Source organism: Pararhizobium sp. O133 (genome assembly GCF_051669845.1).
Taxonomy (GTDB): domain Bacteria; phylum Pseudomonadota; class Alphaproteobacteria; order Rhizobiales; family Rhizobiaceae; genus Pararhizobium.
This window is the reverse complement of record NZ_CP196426.1, coordinates 2,456,567-2,469,856: the sequence shown is the minus strand read 5'-3', so window position 1 is coordinate 2,469,856 and position 13,290 is coordinate 2,456,567. Positions and strand designations below refer to the sequence as shown.

The window sequence follows — 13,290 nt, the reverse complement described above, 5'->3', positions numbered from 1 at the left end:
TTCTATCAGTAGGTCTTGATCGAAGCGATCGAGCGCTCGGCCGTCGCCTTGTAATTCTTGGGATTGTCATGTTCGACGACGTAATATTTGACGGGCGTCGACGCGAGCGCCTTGAACAGCTTCGCCCAATCGACCGTGCCGTGGCCGACATCGGCCCAGCCGTCCTGATCGGTGTTTTCACCGGCCGGTGCGATGTCCTTGACGTGAACGGCGGTCAAGCGCTTGCCGTATTTCTCGATATAGGCGAACGGATCGGCGCCGCCGCGGATGACCCAGGCGATATCCGCTTCCCAGCTGAGGTTCGGACCGCCGGCGAAGATGTGATCCTGCGGGATCGATCCGTCCGGCAGCGCCACGAATTCGAAATCATGGTTGTGCCAGCCGAAGTCCAAACCGGCGTCCCAGAACGGCTTGCCGGCCTTTTCCAGGCGCTCGCCGAAGGCTTTCCAGCCGGCCGCATCGGTCGGCCGCTGATCTGCGGCGATATGCGGGCAATAGATGGCCTTGATGCCGAGCGTCTTGGCGATGTGGACGGCGCGGGCCGGATCGGATTCGAGCAGGTCGAGCCCGAAATGGGCCGTCGGCATTGTGACGCCGCTCTTCGTCATGTCGTCCTTCAGCGCCGCAAGGGCTGCATCGTCCAGCGACGCATAGAGCGCGCCATAACCCTCGACCTCGGTATAACCGGCAGCGCCAACCGTCTTCAGGACATCGGAAAGCGGCGGAAAATTGCGGGCGCTGTAAAGCTGAAAGCTCACGTTCTGCATGGTGTATCCTTCCTTGGGAGTTTTATGAGAGCCAGGTGTCGTAATCCGACACAAGGAGATGGGTGGGACTTGAATCCTCTTGGATGGTGGAAAAGCGGCCGACGGGTTCGCGGAAATAGTTGTCGGTGAGATCGTCGTTGACGGTCGAGACCTCGCCCATCAGCACATCAGCGCCCTCAGCCCAGAAGGCGTGCCAGTTGCCGGACAGAAGCGTGACGCTTTCCCCCGGCGCCAATTGCAGCAAGGCGCCGGCCGACAGCGTTCGGATGCGGGCATCGGTCACGACGACGACGTCGGAGATTTCGTCAACCGAGCCATCCGCAAGTGAATTGTACATCTGCAGCACCAGCGTGCCGCCGCCGCGATTGATGATATCCTCGGTCTTGACCGCATGGCGATGCAGCGGATTGATCTGATCCTTGGCGGTGATCATCAGCTTTTCGGCATAGAGCATGCCGCGACCATCGGCGAGCGCCGCGGCTGAACCATTACGCAGCGTGAAGAGCACCAGGCCGAGTTCGGTGAAGCGCCCCTTGCCGTAATCGGTGATATCCCAGCCAAGGCGGGCGTCGCGGATAGAGGGCGTATCGGACGCGACGCGGGCCTTCATTTCCTCCGGCGACCAGTACGCGAATGGCGGCAGCACGAAACCATGCTGGCGCATGAACGCGTCGCTTCGTTCGATGATGGCGTTGACTTCGCTGCGCAGCATGACGCCCCCTACCCGTTACCTTGGCAGGAATGCAGGTCATAACCGGTAAACACCGGAACCCGGTCCGCCGCCGGCGCCTGTTTCGGCGTGAAGCGGATAGTACGGCTTTCGCCCGCCGTCAGATCGAAGGCATTGTCGGAATAACGTCCCTCGATATCGGCCTCGATCATCACATGCAGGGCAAGGCCAGTCGCTGCAACCGTGATATCGTAGGCGCCCTCGCCGCCGGAAAGGGCGTTGATGGAAAGGCCCGACGGTTCGAGATCAAGCGCCTTGTAGGTGCCATGGATATGATGTCCCTCGCCGCGCATGCCGTTCGACGCCTCGAAGGTCCAGAACAGCAGCATGTCCTTCGGAACATCCGAGGCGGCCATGGTCAGCAGCGTATTGGCGCGATCCGGGCTGCAGGTACCCGCAGCAGCCATCAACGGCTGCCTTTCGCCGGACAACGAAACGAGGAAGGTCTGTAGTTCGACGGTCACCGGTTCGGCGGTGTCGTTGACCATCGAGAAGGCGATATTCTTGCCATCGCTGGATGGAACAGCGGCGATCGCGACCGGCTGGAAGAAACGGCGGGTCATGTAGTGCATGGCCTTCCAGTTGCCGCCGTAATCGAGGCTCGCCCAGGACGCGACCGGCCAGGTATCGTTGAGCTGCCAGTAGAGCGTGCCCATGCAATGCGGTTTCAGCGACCGCCAATAATCGACCGCCGTGCGGATCGCCAGGCCCTGCTGGATCTGGCTGAGATAGACGAAGTTGGAAAAATCCTTCGGGAAGCGGAAATAGCGGAACATCGTCGCGGCGATGCGCTCGTTGCCGCCGGCATTTTTCTGGTGCGCTTCCATCACCGGCGACGCGACGTTCAGGTCCTTCTGCTGCGCAAACTGACGGACGATCGACATCGACGTATAGGACTGGAAACCGAATTCCGAGCAGAAGCGCGGCCTCACGGTGCGGTAATTGTCGAACGACTTGTTCTCGTGCCAGACGGACCAGTAGTGCATGTCGCCGGAGCCATCGGCATGCCAGGCATCGCCGAAGTTCAACGGGCCGACCGACGGGCTCGACGGCCACCAGATCGCCTCGGGTGCGGCCGCCTTGATGCTGTTCTCGATAACCCGGTTCAGCCGGTCATAGGAAACAAGATACCGGTCGCGATCCCTGCGGCTTTCCTCGAACCATGTCAGCGCACCGACGAGTTCGTTGTCGCCGCACCAGAGCGCGATCGAGGGATGCGAGGACAGGCGCTTGACCTGGTAAGCGACCTCGGCGGCGACGTTTTCAAGGAAATCCGGCGTCGAGGGATAAAGGTTGCAGGCAAACATGAAGTCCTGCCAGACCATCAGGCCGAGACGGTCGCAGAGATCGTAGAACCAGTCCGGCTCGTAGAAGCCGCCGCCCCAGATGCGGATCATGTTCATGTTGGCATCGACAGCCGATTGCAAGAGATCCTCGACACCCTCCGGCGTGACACGGGACATCAGGGCGTCGGCCGGGATCCAGTTGGCGCCGCGGCAGAAGATTTCCCGGCCATTGACGCGGAAGGCAAAGCGGCTGCCTGCCTCGTCCGGATCGGTCAGAAGCTCGATCGTACGAAAGCCTATCTGCCGGGTGACGGTGTCGCCAGCAAGCGAAACGGTGAGCTCGGAAAGCGCCTGTTCGCCACTGCCGGCCGGCCACCAGAGGGACGGCTTGTCGACGGTGAAGACATGGGTGATGCGGGTTTCACCGGCATTGACGGCGCAATCGAGATGTTCGCGCTGGCCATCGAGCAAGAAATCAAGGCCGGTAATACCCGGTTCTTTGGCAAAGAGCGTAACCGTGACCTGCAGATCAACAGCGCCGTTGGCCTGCGGCACCTGCCGCGTCGTCACATGCTCGATACGGGCAACCGCGAGCTTCTTCAGGGCGATGGTGCCGTAGATGCCGAGCGGCGCAATGGCAATGTTCCAGTCCCAGCCAAAATGGCATTGCGGCTTGCGCAGCATGTTGCCATTGGCGATCGGCGAATTGCCGGTCGAATAGGGAATGTAGAAGGGCTGCGCCGCCTGCCGCTCTGCACCCGCCGCGATCGAGGAATGCAGGACGACGCGCAGCCGGTTTTCACCGGCCATCAGTGCTGCACCGACATCCGGGCGATAACGGCGGAAGCAATTGTCGGCCTGCAGGACCAGGCGATCGTTGACATAGACGTCGGCGATGGTGTCGAGGCTTTCTATATCGAGATACCAGTGACCCGGCACATCATCCGTGTCGAGCAGGAACGTTCGCTCCAGCACCCAGTCCTTGTGCGCGACCCACTGGACGTCATCCTCGTTGCGCCCAGCATAGGGATCGGCAATGACGCCGGCCGTCTGCAAGGCGCTGTGGACGTCGCCGGGAATGGCGATCGTCAGCGCATGGCTGTTGTCGGACGAAGCCAGCTGCCAGGTGCCGGAGAGATCGACCGTTTCGGCTTGAGAGGACGAAAGAGCAGGCATTGTCGCAATCCATTCCCGGTCAGTCCGGCTGGACCGACGCCATCATTCGGATATGGACCGCGCCAAGGCGCGGCCCTTGTGTTTCAGAGGATCATATCCGGTTTTCCGTCGCCGCATCGAAGAGCGAGGCCATGGACATGTCGAAGCCGATCTTCAGCGCCGTTCCCGGTGCGTAGCGCCGCGAGCCGGCAATACGCACCGACATGGTCTGCCCAGCATGCTTCAACCAGAGGAGATTGTCGGCGCCCATCGGCTCCTCGATATCGACGATCGCATCGTGGACTTCGCGACCGGGCACGTTTTCATCGACCTTCACGTGTTCGGGGCGAACGCCGAGAATAACCTTGCGACCGGCCTCCAGCGGTCCACGGGCCGGATAGGCTTCGAGGCCGAAATCGACGCCGTTGACCTCGACAACCTTGCGGCCGCCCTTGTCCTTGATCTCTCCGCGGAAAAAATTCATCGACGGCGAGCCGATAAAGCCGGCGACGAAGAGGTTTTCCGGGAAATTGTAGATCGTCATCGGATCGGCGAGTTGCTGGATAACGCCGCTCTTCATGACGGCGATGCGGTCGGCCAGCGTCAGCGCCTCGATCTGGTCGTGGGTGACGTAGATCATCGTGTTCTTCAACGACTGGTGCAGGCGCTTGATTTCGACGCGCAGTTCCGAGCGCAGCTTGGCATCGAGGTTCGACAAAGGTTCATCGAACAGGAAGACGTCGACATCGCGCACCAGCGCACGGCCGATGGCGACGCGCTGGCGCTGGCCGCCGGACAGTTCGGAAGGCTTGCGCTTCAGGAGCGGCTGGATCTGCAGGATTTCGGCGGCGCGTGCCACGCGCTTGTCGATTTCGGCCTGCGGCACCTTGGCGACCTGAAGCCCGAAGGAGAGGTTTTTCTCGACCGTCATCTGCGGATAGAGCGCGTAGGACTGGAACACCATGCCGATGCCACGGTCCTTGGGTTCTTCCCAGGTAACGTTCTTGCCCTTGATGAAGATCTGGCCTTCGGAAATATCGAGCAGGCCAGCGATGCAGTTGAGGAGCGTGGACTTGCCGCAGCCGGACGAGCCGAGAAGCACCAGGAACTCGCCATCGCTGATTTCCAGGTCGAGATGTTCGAGCACACGGACCGCGCCGAAGTTCAAAGACAGGTCCTTGATGGATACACTTGAATTCATTGGGGATCAGCCTTTCACAGCACCGGCGGCGATGCCGCGGACGAAGAGACGTCCGGAGACGAAGTAGACGATAAGCGGGACAGCGCCGGTGAGGATCGTTGCCGCCATGTTGACATTGTATTCCTTCACGCCCTGCACCGAATTGACGATGTTGTTGAGCTGCACGGTCATCGGGTAATATTCCGGCCGGGTGAACACGACGCCGAAAAGGAAGTCGTTCCAGATGCCGGTGACCTGCAGGATCATCGCCACGACGAAGATCGGCAGCGACATGGGCAGCATGATACGGAAATAGATCGCCCAGAACCCCGCCCCGTCGATGCGCGCCGCCTTGAACAATTCCTCCGGCAGCGAGGCGAAGTAATTGCGGAACAAGAGCGTCAGGATCGGCATGCCGAAGATGCTATGCACGAGGATCAGGCCGGTAAGCGTACCATAGATGCCCATTTCGCGCAGCACGATGACGATCGGGTAGATCATCACCTGGTAGGGGATGAAGGCGCCGACGACGAGGATGGAGAAGAACAGTTCCGCGCCCTTGAACCGCCAGTTGGCGAGCGCATAGCCATTCACCGAGGCGATGGCGATCGAGACGATCACCGAAGGAATGGTGATCCGCACCGAGTTCCAGAAGCCGCGTGAAAGACCGTCGCAGTTCAGGCCCGTGCAAGCAGTGGACCAGGCCTTGACCCATGGTTCGAAGGTGATTTCCACCGGCGGGGAAAAGATGTTGCCGAGACGGATTTCCGGCATGCCCTTCAGCGAGGTGACGACCATTACGTAGAGCGGCAGGAGATAATAGGCGGCGGCGACGAACAGCGTGCCGTAGATCATGATGTTGCGCGCAGAGAGCAGCGGACGAGGTTTCTTGCCGTTTGGGCCTGCCATGGCGGCAGCGCCGCCGGCCGGGTTGTTGATGACGATATCAGACACGCTTGCGCCCTCCCCCAAATTCCAGATAGGCCCAAGGCACGATGATGATGGCGACCGTGATCAGCATCATGGTCGAGGCGGCAAAGCCCTGCCCCAGGTTCTGCGCCTGGAACATGTAGTCATAGACGTATTTGGCTGGCACTTCGGACGCGATGCCCGGGCCGCCGCTGGTCTGGGCGACGACGAGGTCGTAGACCTTGACGATACCAGACGCGATGATGACGAGCGTGGTGATGAACACCGGCCGCATCATCGGGATGATGATCAGCAGATAGGTCTTCCAGGCCGGGATGCCATCGACGCGCGAGGCTTTCCAGATATCCTCGTCAATGCCGCGCAGGCCGGCCAGCATCAGACACATGACGAGACCCGTGCCCTGCCACAGGGCGGCGATCAGGATGCCGTAGATAACGATGCTTGGCGTATAGAGCGGATCGAAGACGAAGCTCGTCCAGCCCAGCGAACGCACGACTGACTGGATGCCGAACTCCGGGTTCAGGATCCATTGCCAAACGAGGCCTGTCACGATGAAGGACAGCGCGAAGGGGTAGAGAAAGATCGTTCGAAAGGTGTTTTCGAAACGGATCTTCTGGTCCATCAGCGCGGCCAGAAGAAAGCCGATCACCAGGCTGAAAATCAGTGAGAAAAAGCCGTAGATGGCAAGGTTCTCGATCGAGACGACCCAGCGCGGAGCTGCCCAAAGGCGCTCATACTGGTCGAGGCCGACGAATTTCAGCCGCGGCAGCAGCTTCGAATTGGTAAAGGAATAGAGGACCGTCCAGAGTGTCCCGCCAAGAAAGATGACGACGGCGGTCAGGATCATCGGGATGGAAGCAATCTTTGCATTCAGATTGCGAAAAAGTTGATTTGGTCGGCCGGCTTTCGCTTGTTCCGCCATTATGATTTCCTCCGGTAACACAAGCGCGTTCGCAATCAGGAGCCAACGGCTAGAGCGCGAGGCATCCTATCGTTTCCCACCGCAAACGGTCGTCTTCAGGCGACCTTGTCGTTGCGGATAGGGAATGCCGTCACCCTTCACACGCAGCACAGCCTTTGAGCGCCGGCTTGCGAAGGAAGGACCGGCCCCGTATCACGGAGCCGGATTTGTGACGACGAGCCTTGTGATCAGTCAGCAGAGGCAATGATGTCGGCGAAACGCTTCTGCGCGTCTTCCGGGGTGATCGACGCATTGGCGAAGAACTCGGAGAACAGGTCTTCCTTCTGCTTCTGGCTGTCGGCCGAAAGCAGTTGGTCGACGGACTGGACAACGTTGCCCTTGGCAAGGATATCGAGGCCCTTCTTCATGCAGTCGTTGGCAGCAGCCAAATCGACGTCACCTCGAACCGGCAGCGAACCCTTCTTCAGGTTGAAAGCGACCTGCGTTGCCGGAGCAAGCAGCGTTTCCGCCAGAACATCCTGCGCCTTCGACTTTTCCTCGTCCTTCAGGACCGGGAAGTAGAAGGCGTCACCGCCGGTGGAGATGACTTCGTTGACACCGAGACCCGGAAGGCAGGCGTAATCCGTGCCGGCCTTCTGGCCTGCAAGCTGGAATTCACCCTGCGCCCAGTCCCCCATGATCTGGCCGCCTGCCTTGCCGGTGATGACAAGGTTGGTCGCCTGGTTCCAATCCTGGACATTGCTGCCCTTGGCCATGCGGCGGGCATCGTCAGCCGCCTTGAAGACCTTGGCGATTTCCGGCCCTGCCGCAACGTCGGCATCCTTGTCGCCAAAGACCTTCTGGAAGGTATCCTTGCCGGCGATGGCAATCATCAGCACGTCAAATGCACCGGCTGTCTGCCACGGCTGACCGCCAACGGCGAGCGGCACGATGCCGGCCTTTTCAAGCGCCGGAGCGGCTGCGACGAATTCGTCCCAGTTTTTAGGAACCTCGACGCCTGCCGTCTTGAACGCAGCATTCGAGAGCCACAGCCACTGCCAGGAATGGATATTGACCGGCGCGCAATAGATCTTGCCATCGATCGTGCAGCTGTCGAGCAGGCTCGCCGGCTTGATGACATCCTTCCAGTTGCCCTTCGTCGCGACATCAGTCAGGTCACGCATCAGGCCCGCCTGCACCAGTTCCTCGGCCTGACGACCATGGTTGAACTGGGTGGCGCCCATTGGGTCGCCGCCGGTAATACGGCTGATCATGATCGGACGGGCCGTGCCACCGGAACCGGCAATAGCACCATCGACCCACTTGTTCCCGGTCGCATCAAATGCCTTGGCAAGCTCGGCAACGGCCGCAGCCTCGCCGCCGGACGTCCACCAATGGGTGACTTCGAGATCGGTCGCGTTAGCCACGCCGAGCGGAAGCACCACAGTTGCCGCCAGAGCAGCAGCCAACAAACGCAGTTTCATGAGTTTTTCCTCCCTCACTGTAACGTTACCGGAAAAACTTAGTTCAATCGATTTGCAGACGCAACAGCCACAACGCACAATTCCCGAAAAAATATTTACCACAATCAAAAGATGCACGCATCAGATTCCCTGCCTTCCGCACAGTGCACTATGTTGCGGCACGATCACCTCAAGAAAATGCTTTAAATGCCGATATTTCGTCGAAAAATGACGTATTGCAATGTTTTGCGGTAACGCGACCACTTCGCAGATGCAATAAACCTTGTCGTGCAATGCATGATTCAACCCGGCCGAGAGACATCACCGGAGAGACTAAAAAAACCCTCGACAAGTCTACTGTATCGTTACAGATTTTCTGAAAAGTGGGAGATGGGGCAAAGGGTGCCCCTTTGTAACATTTCATATATAAGGCGCTGAAAGACCAGAAAGGATCTGGCTGCAGGCAACGCTGTCCTTGCGACATGTCTGCCTGAACATGGGAAGCGATGGGCGGGGGAATGGACGAGAAGACAAAAGGCAGGCAGGCGGCAGCACCGACCTCAGCGAACGAACGCCCGACCTTGAAGACGATTGCCTTCATGACCGGCCTCGGCATCACGACAGTGTCCAGAGCCCTGAAGAACGCCCCCGACATCGGAGCCGAGACCAAGGAGCGCGTACGGCTGGTCGCAGCCCAGGTCGGCTACCATCCGAACCGCGCCGGCGTCAGGCTGCGCACGGGCAAGACGAACGTCATCAGCCTGATCCTCAGTCTCGAGGAGGAGTTCATCGGCCTGACGAGCCCGATGGTGGTCGGGATTTCCGAAATCCTGGCCGCCACCCAGTATCATCTCGTCATCACGCCCTACAGCATGAAAAGCGATCCGCTCGATCCCGTGCGTTATGTGCTGGAAACGGGTGCGGCCGACGGCGTCATCATCTCGCGAACGGAACCGAAGGACCCGCGCGTGGCGCTGATGATCGAGCGCAACTTCCCCTTCGGCACGCATGGCCGCACCGAGATGGGCCTCGCCCACCCGTATCACGACTTCGACAACGAGCGCTTCGCCTATGATGCCGTGCGCATGCTGGTCGAGCGTGGCCGGCGACGGATCATGCTGCTGCATCCTCCGGCAGGGCTGAGCTACCACATGCACATGCGGACCGGCTTCGAACGGGGCTTGCGCGATTTCGGCGCCACCGCCGTTCCGTTCAACACGGTCGATCTCGACAACAGCCTCGATCAAATTCGTGTCGCCTGCGAAGCGGCGATGCGGGCACCAGATTCTCCCGATGGCGTGATTTCCGGCAGCGGCGGCGGGGCCGTCGCCCTGGTTGCGGGGATCGAAGCGGCAGGCCTGCAGCTTGGACACGACGTTGATATGGTCTCCAAGCAGTCCAATGACATTCTCCAGTGGCTCAGGCCGGAGGTGATCACAGTGCGGGAAAATTTCCGGCTTGCGGGACGCGAACTGGCCAAGGCCGTGATTGCCCGGATCGAGGGGCAGTCGGCAAGCGAATTGCAGACCTTGAGCTATCCGCCGGACGAGGTCTGACGGACCTGCCCATCACCAGACACAAAGCAGAACGGCCGCTGGAAGATCAGCGGCCGTTCTCGTTTCATTCATGCGGTCCCAAGGGAAGCGAAGATCAGGCGTTCAGGCCGCTGCCCCAGGGGCCGTGATGCGAATCGGCGCCATCGACGCGATCGAAGCCATGGGCACCGAAGAAGTCGCGCTGCGCCTGGATGACATTGGCCGTGCCACGGGCGCGGCGATAGCTGTCGAAATAGCCGAGAGCCGAGGCGAGCGCCGGAGCCGGCAGGCCACCGAGAACGGCAGCGGAAACAACGCGGCGCAGGGCGCCATCGGTTTCCTTGACCATCGCGGAAAACGCCGGTGTGACGATCAGGTTGGCGACGTTCGGATCCTTGGTGAAGGCCGTGGTGATTTCATCGAGGAAGACCGAGCGGATGATGCAGCCGGCGCGCCAGATCCGGGCGATGGTCGGCATCGGCAGGTTCCAGTTGAACTCACGCGAGGCCTGCGCCAGGACAGCGAAGCCTTGGGCATAGGCGCCGATCTTGGCGGCCAACAGCGCGCTTTCCAGATCCTTCAGGAAAGCGGCCTTGTCGGCAACCTTGAACTCGCCGACGTCCGGCAGACCGAGGACCTTCTCGGCCGCTTCGCGCTCGCCCTTGACCGAGGAGATGCTGCGCGCGGCAACGGCTGCCTCGATGGCTGTCGCCGGAATACCCATGTTCTGCGCTTCGATGACCGACCACTTGCCGGTGCCCTTCTGGCCGGCCTTGTCGAGAATGAGATCGACGATCGGCTTGCCGGTGATCGGATCGGCGGCCTTCAGGACCTTCTCGGTGATCTCGATCAGGTAGGAATTCAGGCGTCCCTTGTTCCACTCGCCGAACACTTCGCCGATCTCGGTGGCGCTCATCTTCAGGCCGTCGCGCAGGATGCCGTAGATTTCGGCGATCATCTGCATGTCGGCATATTCGATGCCGTTGTGGATCGTCTTGACGAAGTGGCCGGCGCCGTTTTCACCGAGCCACGCCACGCATGGATCGTCGTTGTATTTGGCGGCGATCGAGGTCAGAACCTTTTCGACGCGCTTCCAGGACTCTTCCTTGCCGCCGACCATGATCGACGGGCCGTGGCGGGCGCCTTCCTCACCGCCGGACACGCCCATACCGATAAAGGTCAGGCCGCTATCCTTGAGATTGTCGAAGCGGCGCATCGTGTCGCGGAAATTGGCGTTGCCGGCATCGATCATGATGTCGTTCTTCTCGAGATAGGGCTTCAAGAGCTCCATCTGCTGATCGACCGGTTCACCGGCCTTGATCATGATGATGATCGGGCGCGGTGGGCGGATGGCCGCGACGAATTCCTCGATGGTTTCGCAAGGAACGATCTGGCCCTGGAGTTCGCCGGCTTCGGCGTAGAACTTCCGGGTCGCTTCCACCGTGCGGTTGAAAACTGCGATCTTGTTGCCCTTTTCGGCAATATTGAGCGCCAGATTCGATCCCATAACGCCAAGACCGATAAGTCCGATTTCCGCCTGTGCCACGTATATGCCTCCGTTAGACGGTGAAGCGGCCAGTGCCCGGCTGGACATGCGCAACAACTCCACCAGATTGAGATGCGCAGGGCAACGGTTCCGGCAATTCACACCGGAACGCGCCCTGCGAATTCTGACGGAGTTTTGGCATTCAAATCGATTAACGACAAGTGATTGTTGTCAAAAGTGAGACTTTTCCGGAGGAGCCGGGTAGGCTCTCAAGCGACGGCCGATGCAAGCAAGGAGGGAAGACAGAATCATGACCGTGATGAAATCCACAATCGTCCATATCGGCATCGAGAGAAGCTGGCGCGACGTTTACGCCTTTGCCGCCAAGCCGGAAAACATGCCGCTCTGGGCCTCAGGATTGAGCGCGGGACTGGAGCCGGATGGCGCCGACTGGATCACCAGCGGCCCGCTCGGCAATGCCCGCGTCACCTTCTCTCCGCCCAACGATTTCGGCGTGCTCGATCACCTCGTCACAATGGAATCGGGGCTGAAGGTCCACAATGCGCTGCGGGTGGTACCGAATGGCGACGGCGCGGAGGTCATGTTCACCTTGTTGAAATTGCCGGATATGGGCGACGAGCAGTTTGCCTCCGACGCCGAATGGGTGAAGAAGGACCTCCAAGCACTGAAGAAGATTCTGGAAGAATAGGAGAGACCGATGGGCCAGAAGGGGATCGACAGACAGATCGACAATATCGAATTCGCCGTCAGCGACATCGCCCGCTCGCGCGCATTTTACGGTGCGGCTTTCGGTTGGTCGTTCACCGATTATGGCCCGGACTATTGCGAATTCACCGACGGGAGACTGACCGGTGGATTGACGACGGGAACACCGAAGCCGGGCGGTCCGCTGGTCATTCTCTATGCCGACGATCTCGTCACGGCTCAGGCGCGGCTGGAAGCAGCCGGCGCCCGCATCGTCGTCGAGACATTTTCCTTTCCCGGCGGCCGGCGATTCCAGTTCCTTGATCCCGACGGTTACGAACTGGCAGTCTGGTCGGACAAATAGAGAGAACCGACGCGAGGGCAAACCGCCCTCGCCTTTCGAACGACAATGTCCGGTATCAGGCCGCGATCGAGCGGCGGCGATCGGCGATTTCCTGCAGGATGAGAATCGCGCCAATGATCTTGCCAGTACTCGACATGCATGGCGTCATCCGGCAACGCACCACGACGACGCGGTTATCGACATCCTTGGAGAAGGTGTATTCGACCGTCTCGCCCGCGAAGCACTTGTCCAGATTGGGCTTCACCCGCTGTTCGAACCGCTGGATTCCGACAAACTCGACGATATGGCGGCCAACGAGATCCATCGGCCGTTCGTCCAGCCGCGCCGCATTCACCGGATTGGTGTAAAGGTAACGGTAGTCCGGTGTAATTACGGCGATGCGGTCCGGCAGGCAATCGAGGATGGCCTCGTTGAGAAAACCTTCATCGACGCGTCCTCGATGGACTGTCACCGGCGCGGCGGCTTGCTGCCATTTTCCGCCGAGAATATTGCCATTTTCTCCGGCGAAATAGCGATCGGACAGAGATTGCAGCACGCTTTGCTGCCGCAATACGCTGGCCGCGTCGTCCGCTTCCTTGCGCAGGAGGTCCAGAACGAATTGGAACTGCAGGCGCGCATCGGCGACGCAAGATGCTTCGTCGTGATAAATGGCGGTGAGGACCGGCTCAATCTCGCGGTCGAGAATGGATATCAGCAGGTCATCACCGGATTTGACGGCGTATTGTAGCTGCGAATACTTGAACCAGAAAAGGTCTATCAGTGCCTTCAATTGCTTAACCCACCCCCCC

The 13,290-nt window shown here is 60.0% G+C and carries 12 protein-coding genes; 3 read left to right on the top strand and 9 right to left on the bottom strand.

Features of this window, described 5'->3' with window-relative positions; all coding sequences use genetic code 11:
- Nucleotides 1-5 precede the first annotated feature (5 nt).
- The 7 genes from ACST81_RS11810 to ACST81_RS11780 all read right to left on the bottom strand — a co-directional run bounded on the left by ACST81_RS11810 (nucleotide 6) and on the right by ACST81_RS11780 (nucleotide 8,433).
- Nucleotides 6-767: a sugar phosphate isomerase/epimerase family protein gene (locus tag ACST81_RS11810; protein ID WP_438747834.1), complete on the bottom strand. Its 762-nt coding sequence runs from the start codon at nucleotides 765-767 to the stop codon at nucleotides 6-8.
- 22 nt (nucleotides 768-789) lie between these two features.
- Nucleotides 790-1,479 (bottom strand): D-lyxose/D-mannose family sugar isomerase, encoded by a 690-nt coding sequence (locus tag ACST81_RS11805; RefSeq protein WP_438747832.1) that lies wholly within the window; start codon nucleotides 1,477-1,479, stop codon nucleotides 790-792.
- A gap of 8 nt (nucleotides 1,480-1,487) precedes the next feature.
- On the bottom strand, nucleotides 1,488-3,959 hold the full coding sequence (locus tag ACST81_RS11800) for a beta-mannosidase (RefSeq protein WP_438747831.1): 2,472 nt from the start codon (nucleotides 3,957-3,959) through the stop codon (nucleotides 1,488-1,490).
- Between the two features lie 91 nt (nucleotides 3,960-4,050).
- Complete coding sequence (locus ACST81_RS11795; RefSeq protein ID WP_438747830.1) at nucleotides 4,051-5,139, bottom strand: ABC transporter ATP-binding protein; 1,089 nt, start codon at nucleotides 5,137-5,139, stop codon at nucleotides 4,051-4,053.
- 6 nt (nucleotides 5,140-5,145) lie between these two features.
- Nucleotides 5,146-6,027: a carbohydrate ABC transporter permease gene (locus tag ACST81_RS11790; protein WP_438753529.1), complete on the bottom strand. Its 882-nt coding sequence runs from the start codon at nucleotides 6,025-6,027 to the stop codon at nucleotides 5,146-5,148.
- 37 nt (nucleotides 6,028-6,064) lie between these two features.
- Nucleotides 6,065-6,970, bottom strand: coding sequence for a carbohydrate ABC transporter permease (locus tag ACST81_RS11785; RefSeq protein ID WP_438747828.1), 906 nt, complete (start codon nucleotides 6,968-6,970; stop codon nucleotides 6,065-6,067).
- A gap of 227 nt (nucleotides 6,971-7,197) precedes the next feature.
- Nucleotides 7,198-8,433, bottom strand: a complete 1,236-nt coding sequence (locus ACST81_RS11780) for an ABC transporter substrate-binding protein (protein WP_438747827.1) — start codon at nucleotides 8,431-8,433, stop codon at nucleotides 7,198-7,200.
- Between the two features lie 497 nt (nucleotides 8,434-8,930).
- Here ACST81_RS11780 and ACST81_RS11775 point away from each other — a divergent pair, with 497 nt between their 5' ends.
- Nucleotides 8,931-9,968 carry a LacI family transcriptional regulator gene (locus tag ACST81_RS11775; protein WP_438747825.1) on the top strand — a complete coding sequence of 346 codons (1,038 nt, stop codon included), beginning with the start codon at nucleotides 8,931-8,933 and terminating at the stop codon, nucleotides 9,966-9,968.
- A gap of 94 nt (nucleotides 9,969-10,062) precedes the next feature.
- Here the strand turns inward: ACST81_RS11775 and gndA are convergent, their stop codons facing one another.
- On the bottom strand, nucleotides 10,063-11,493 hold the full coding sequence (gene gndA / locus ACST81_RS11770; RefSeq protein WP_438747823.1) for an NADP-dependent phosphogluconate dehydrogenase: 1,431 nt from the start codon (nucleotides 11,491-11,493) through the stop codon (nucleotides 10,063-10,065).
- Between the two features lie 250 nt (nucleotides 11,494-11,743).
- Between gndA and ACST81_RS11765 the strand changes: the two genes are divergently transcribed.
- Both ACST81_RS11765 and ACST81_RS11760 read left to right on the top strand, forming a co-directional pair.
- Complete coding sequence (locus ACST81_RS11765; protein WP_438747822.1) at nucleotides 11,744-12,142, top strand: SRPBCC family protein; 399 nt, start codon at nucleotides 11,744-11,746, stop codon at nucleotides 12,140-12,142.
- Between the two features lie 9 nt (nucleotides 12,143-12,151).
- Nucleotides 12,152-12,502, top strand: a complete 351-nt coding sequence (locus ACST81_RS11760; protein ID WP_438747820.1) for a VOC family protein — start codon at nucleotides 12,152-12,154, stop codon at nucleotides 12,500-12,502.
- Nucleotides 12,503-12,557: 55 nt separating this feature from the next.
- On the opposite strand, the gene ACST81_RS11755 is transcribed toward ACST81_RS11760, so the two are convergent.
- Complete coding sequence (locus tag ACST81_RS11755) at nucleotides 12,558-13,271, bottom strand: PAS domain-containing protein (RefSeq protein WP_438747818.1); 714 nt, start codon at nucleotides 13,269-13,271, stop codon at nucleotides 12,558-12,560.
- Between the last annotated feature and the right edge of the window lie 19 nt (nucleotides 13,272-13,290).

What these genes read in the sequence shown, in the direction of transcription:
- ACST81_RS11810 (WP_438747834.1), bottom strand. Translation starts at nt 767, where the DNA reads ATGCAGAACGTGAGCTTTCAGCTTTACAGCGCCCGCAATTTTCCGCCG.
- ACST81_RS11805 (WP_438747832.1), bottom strand. Translation starts at nt 1,479, where the DNA reads ATGCTGCGCAGCGAAGTCAACGCCATCATCGAACGAAGCGACGCGTTC.
- ACST81_RS11800 (WP_438747831.1), bottom strand. Translation starts at nt 3,959, where the DNA reads ATGCCTGCTCTTTCGTCCTCTCAAGCCGAAACGGTCGATCTCTCCGGC.
- ACST81_RS11795 (WP_438747830.1), bottom strand. Translation starts at nt 5,139, where the DNA reads ATGAATTCAAGTGTATCCATCAAGGACCTGTCTTTGAACTTCGGCGCG.
- ACST81_RS11790 (WP_438753529.1), bottom strand. Translation starts at nt 6,027, where the DNA reads ATGGCAGGCCCAAACGGCAAGAAACCTCGTCCGCTGCTCTCTGCGCGC.
- ACST81_RS11785 (WP_438747828.1), bottom strand. Translation starts at nt 6,970, where the DNA reads ATGGCGGAACAAGCGAAAGCCGGCCGACCAAATCAACTTTTTCGCAAT.
- ACST81_RS11780 (WP_438747827.1), bottom strand. Translation starts at nt 8,433, where the DNA reads ATGAAACTGCGTTTGTTGGCTGCTGCTCTGGCGGCAACTGTGGTGCTT.
- ACST81_RS11775 (WP_438747825.1), top strand. Translation starts at nt 8,931, where the DNA reads ATGGACGAGAAGACAAAAGGCAGGCAGGCGGCAGCACCGACCTCAGCG.
- ACST81_RS11765 (WP_438747822.1), top strand. Translation starts at nt 11,744, where the DNA reads ATGACCGTGATGAAATCCACAATCGTCCATATCGGCATCGAGAGAAGC.
- ACST81_RS11760 (WP_438747820.1), top strand. Translation starts at nt 12,152, where the DNA reads ATGGGCCAGAAGGGGATCGACAGACAGATCGACAATATCGAATTCGCC.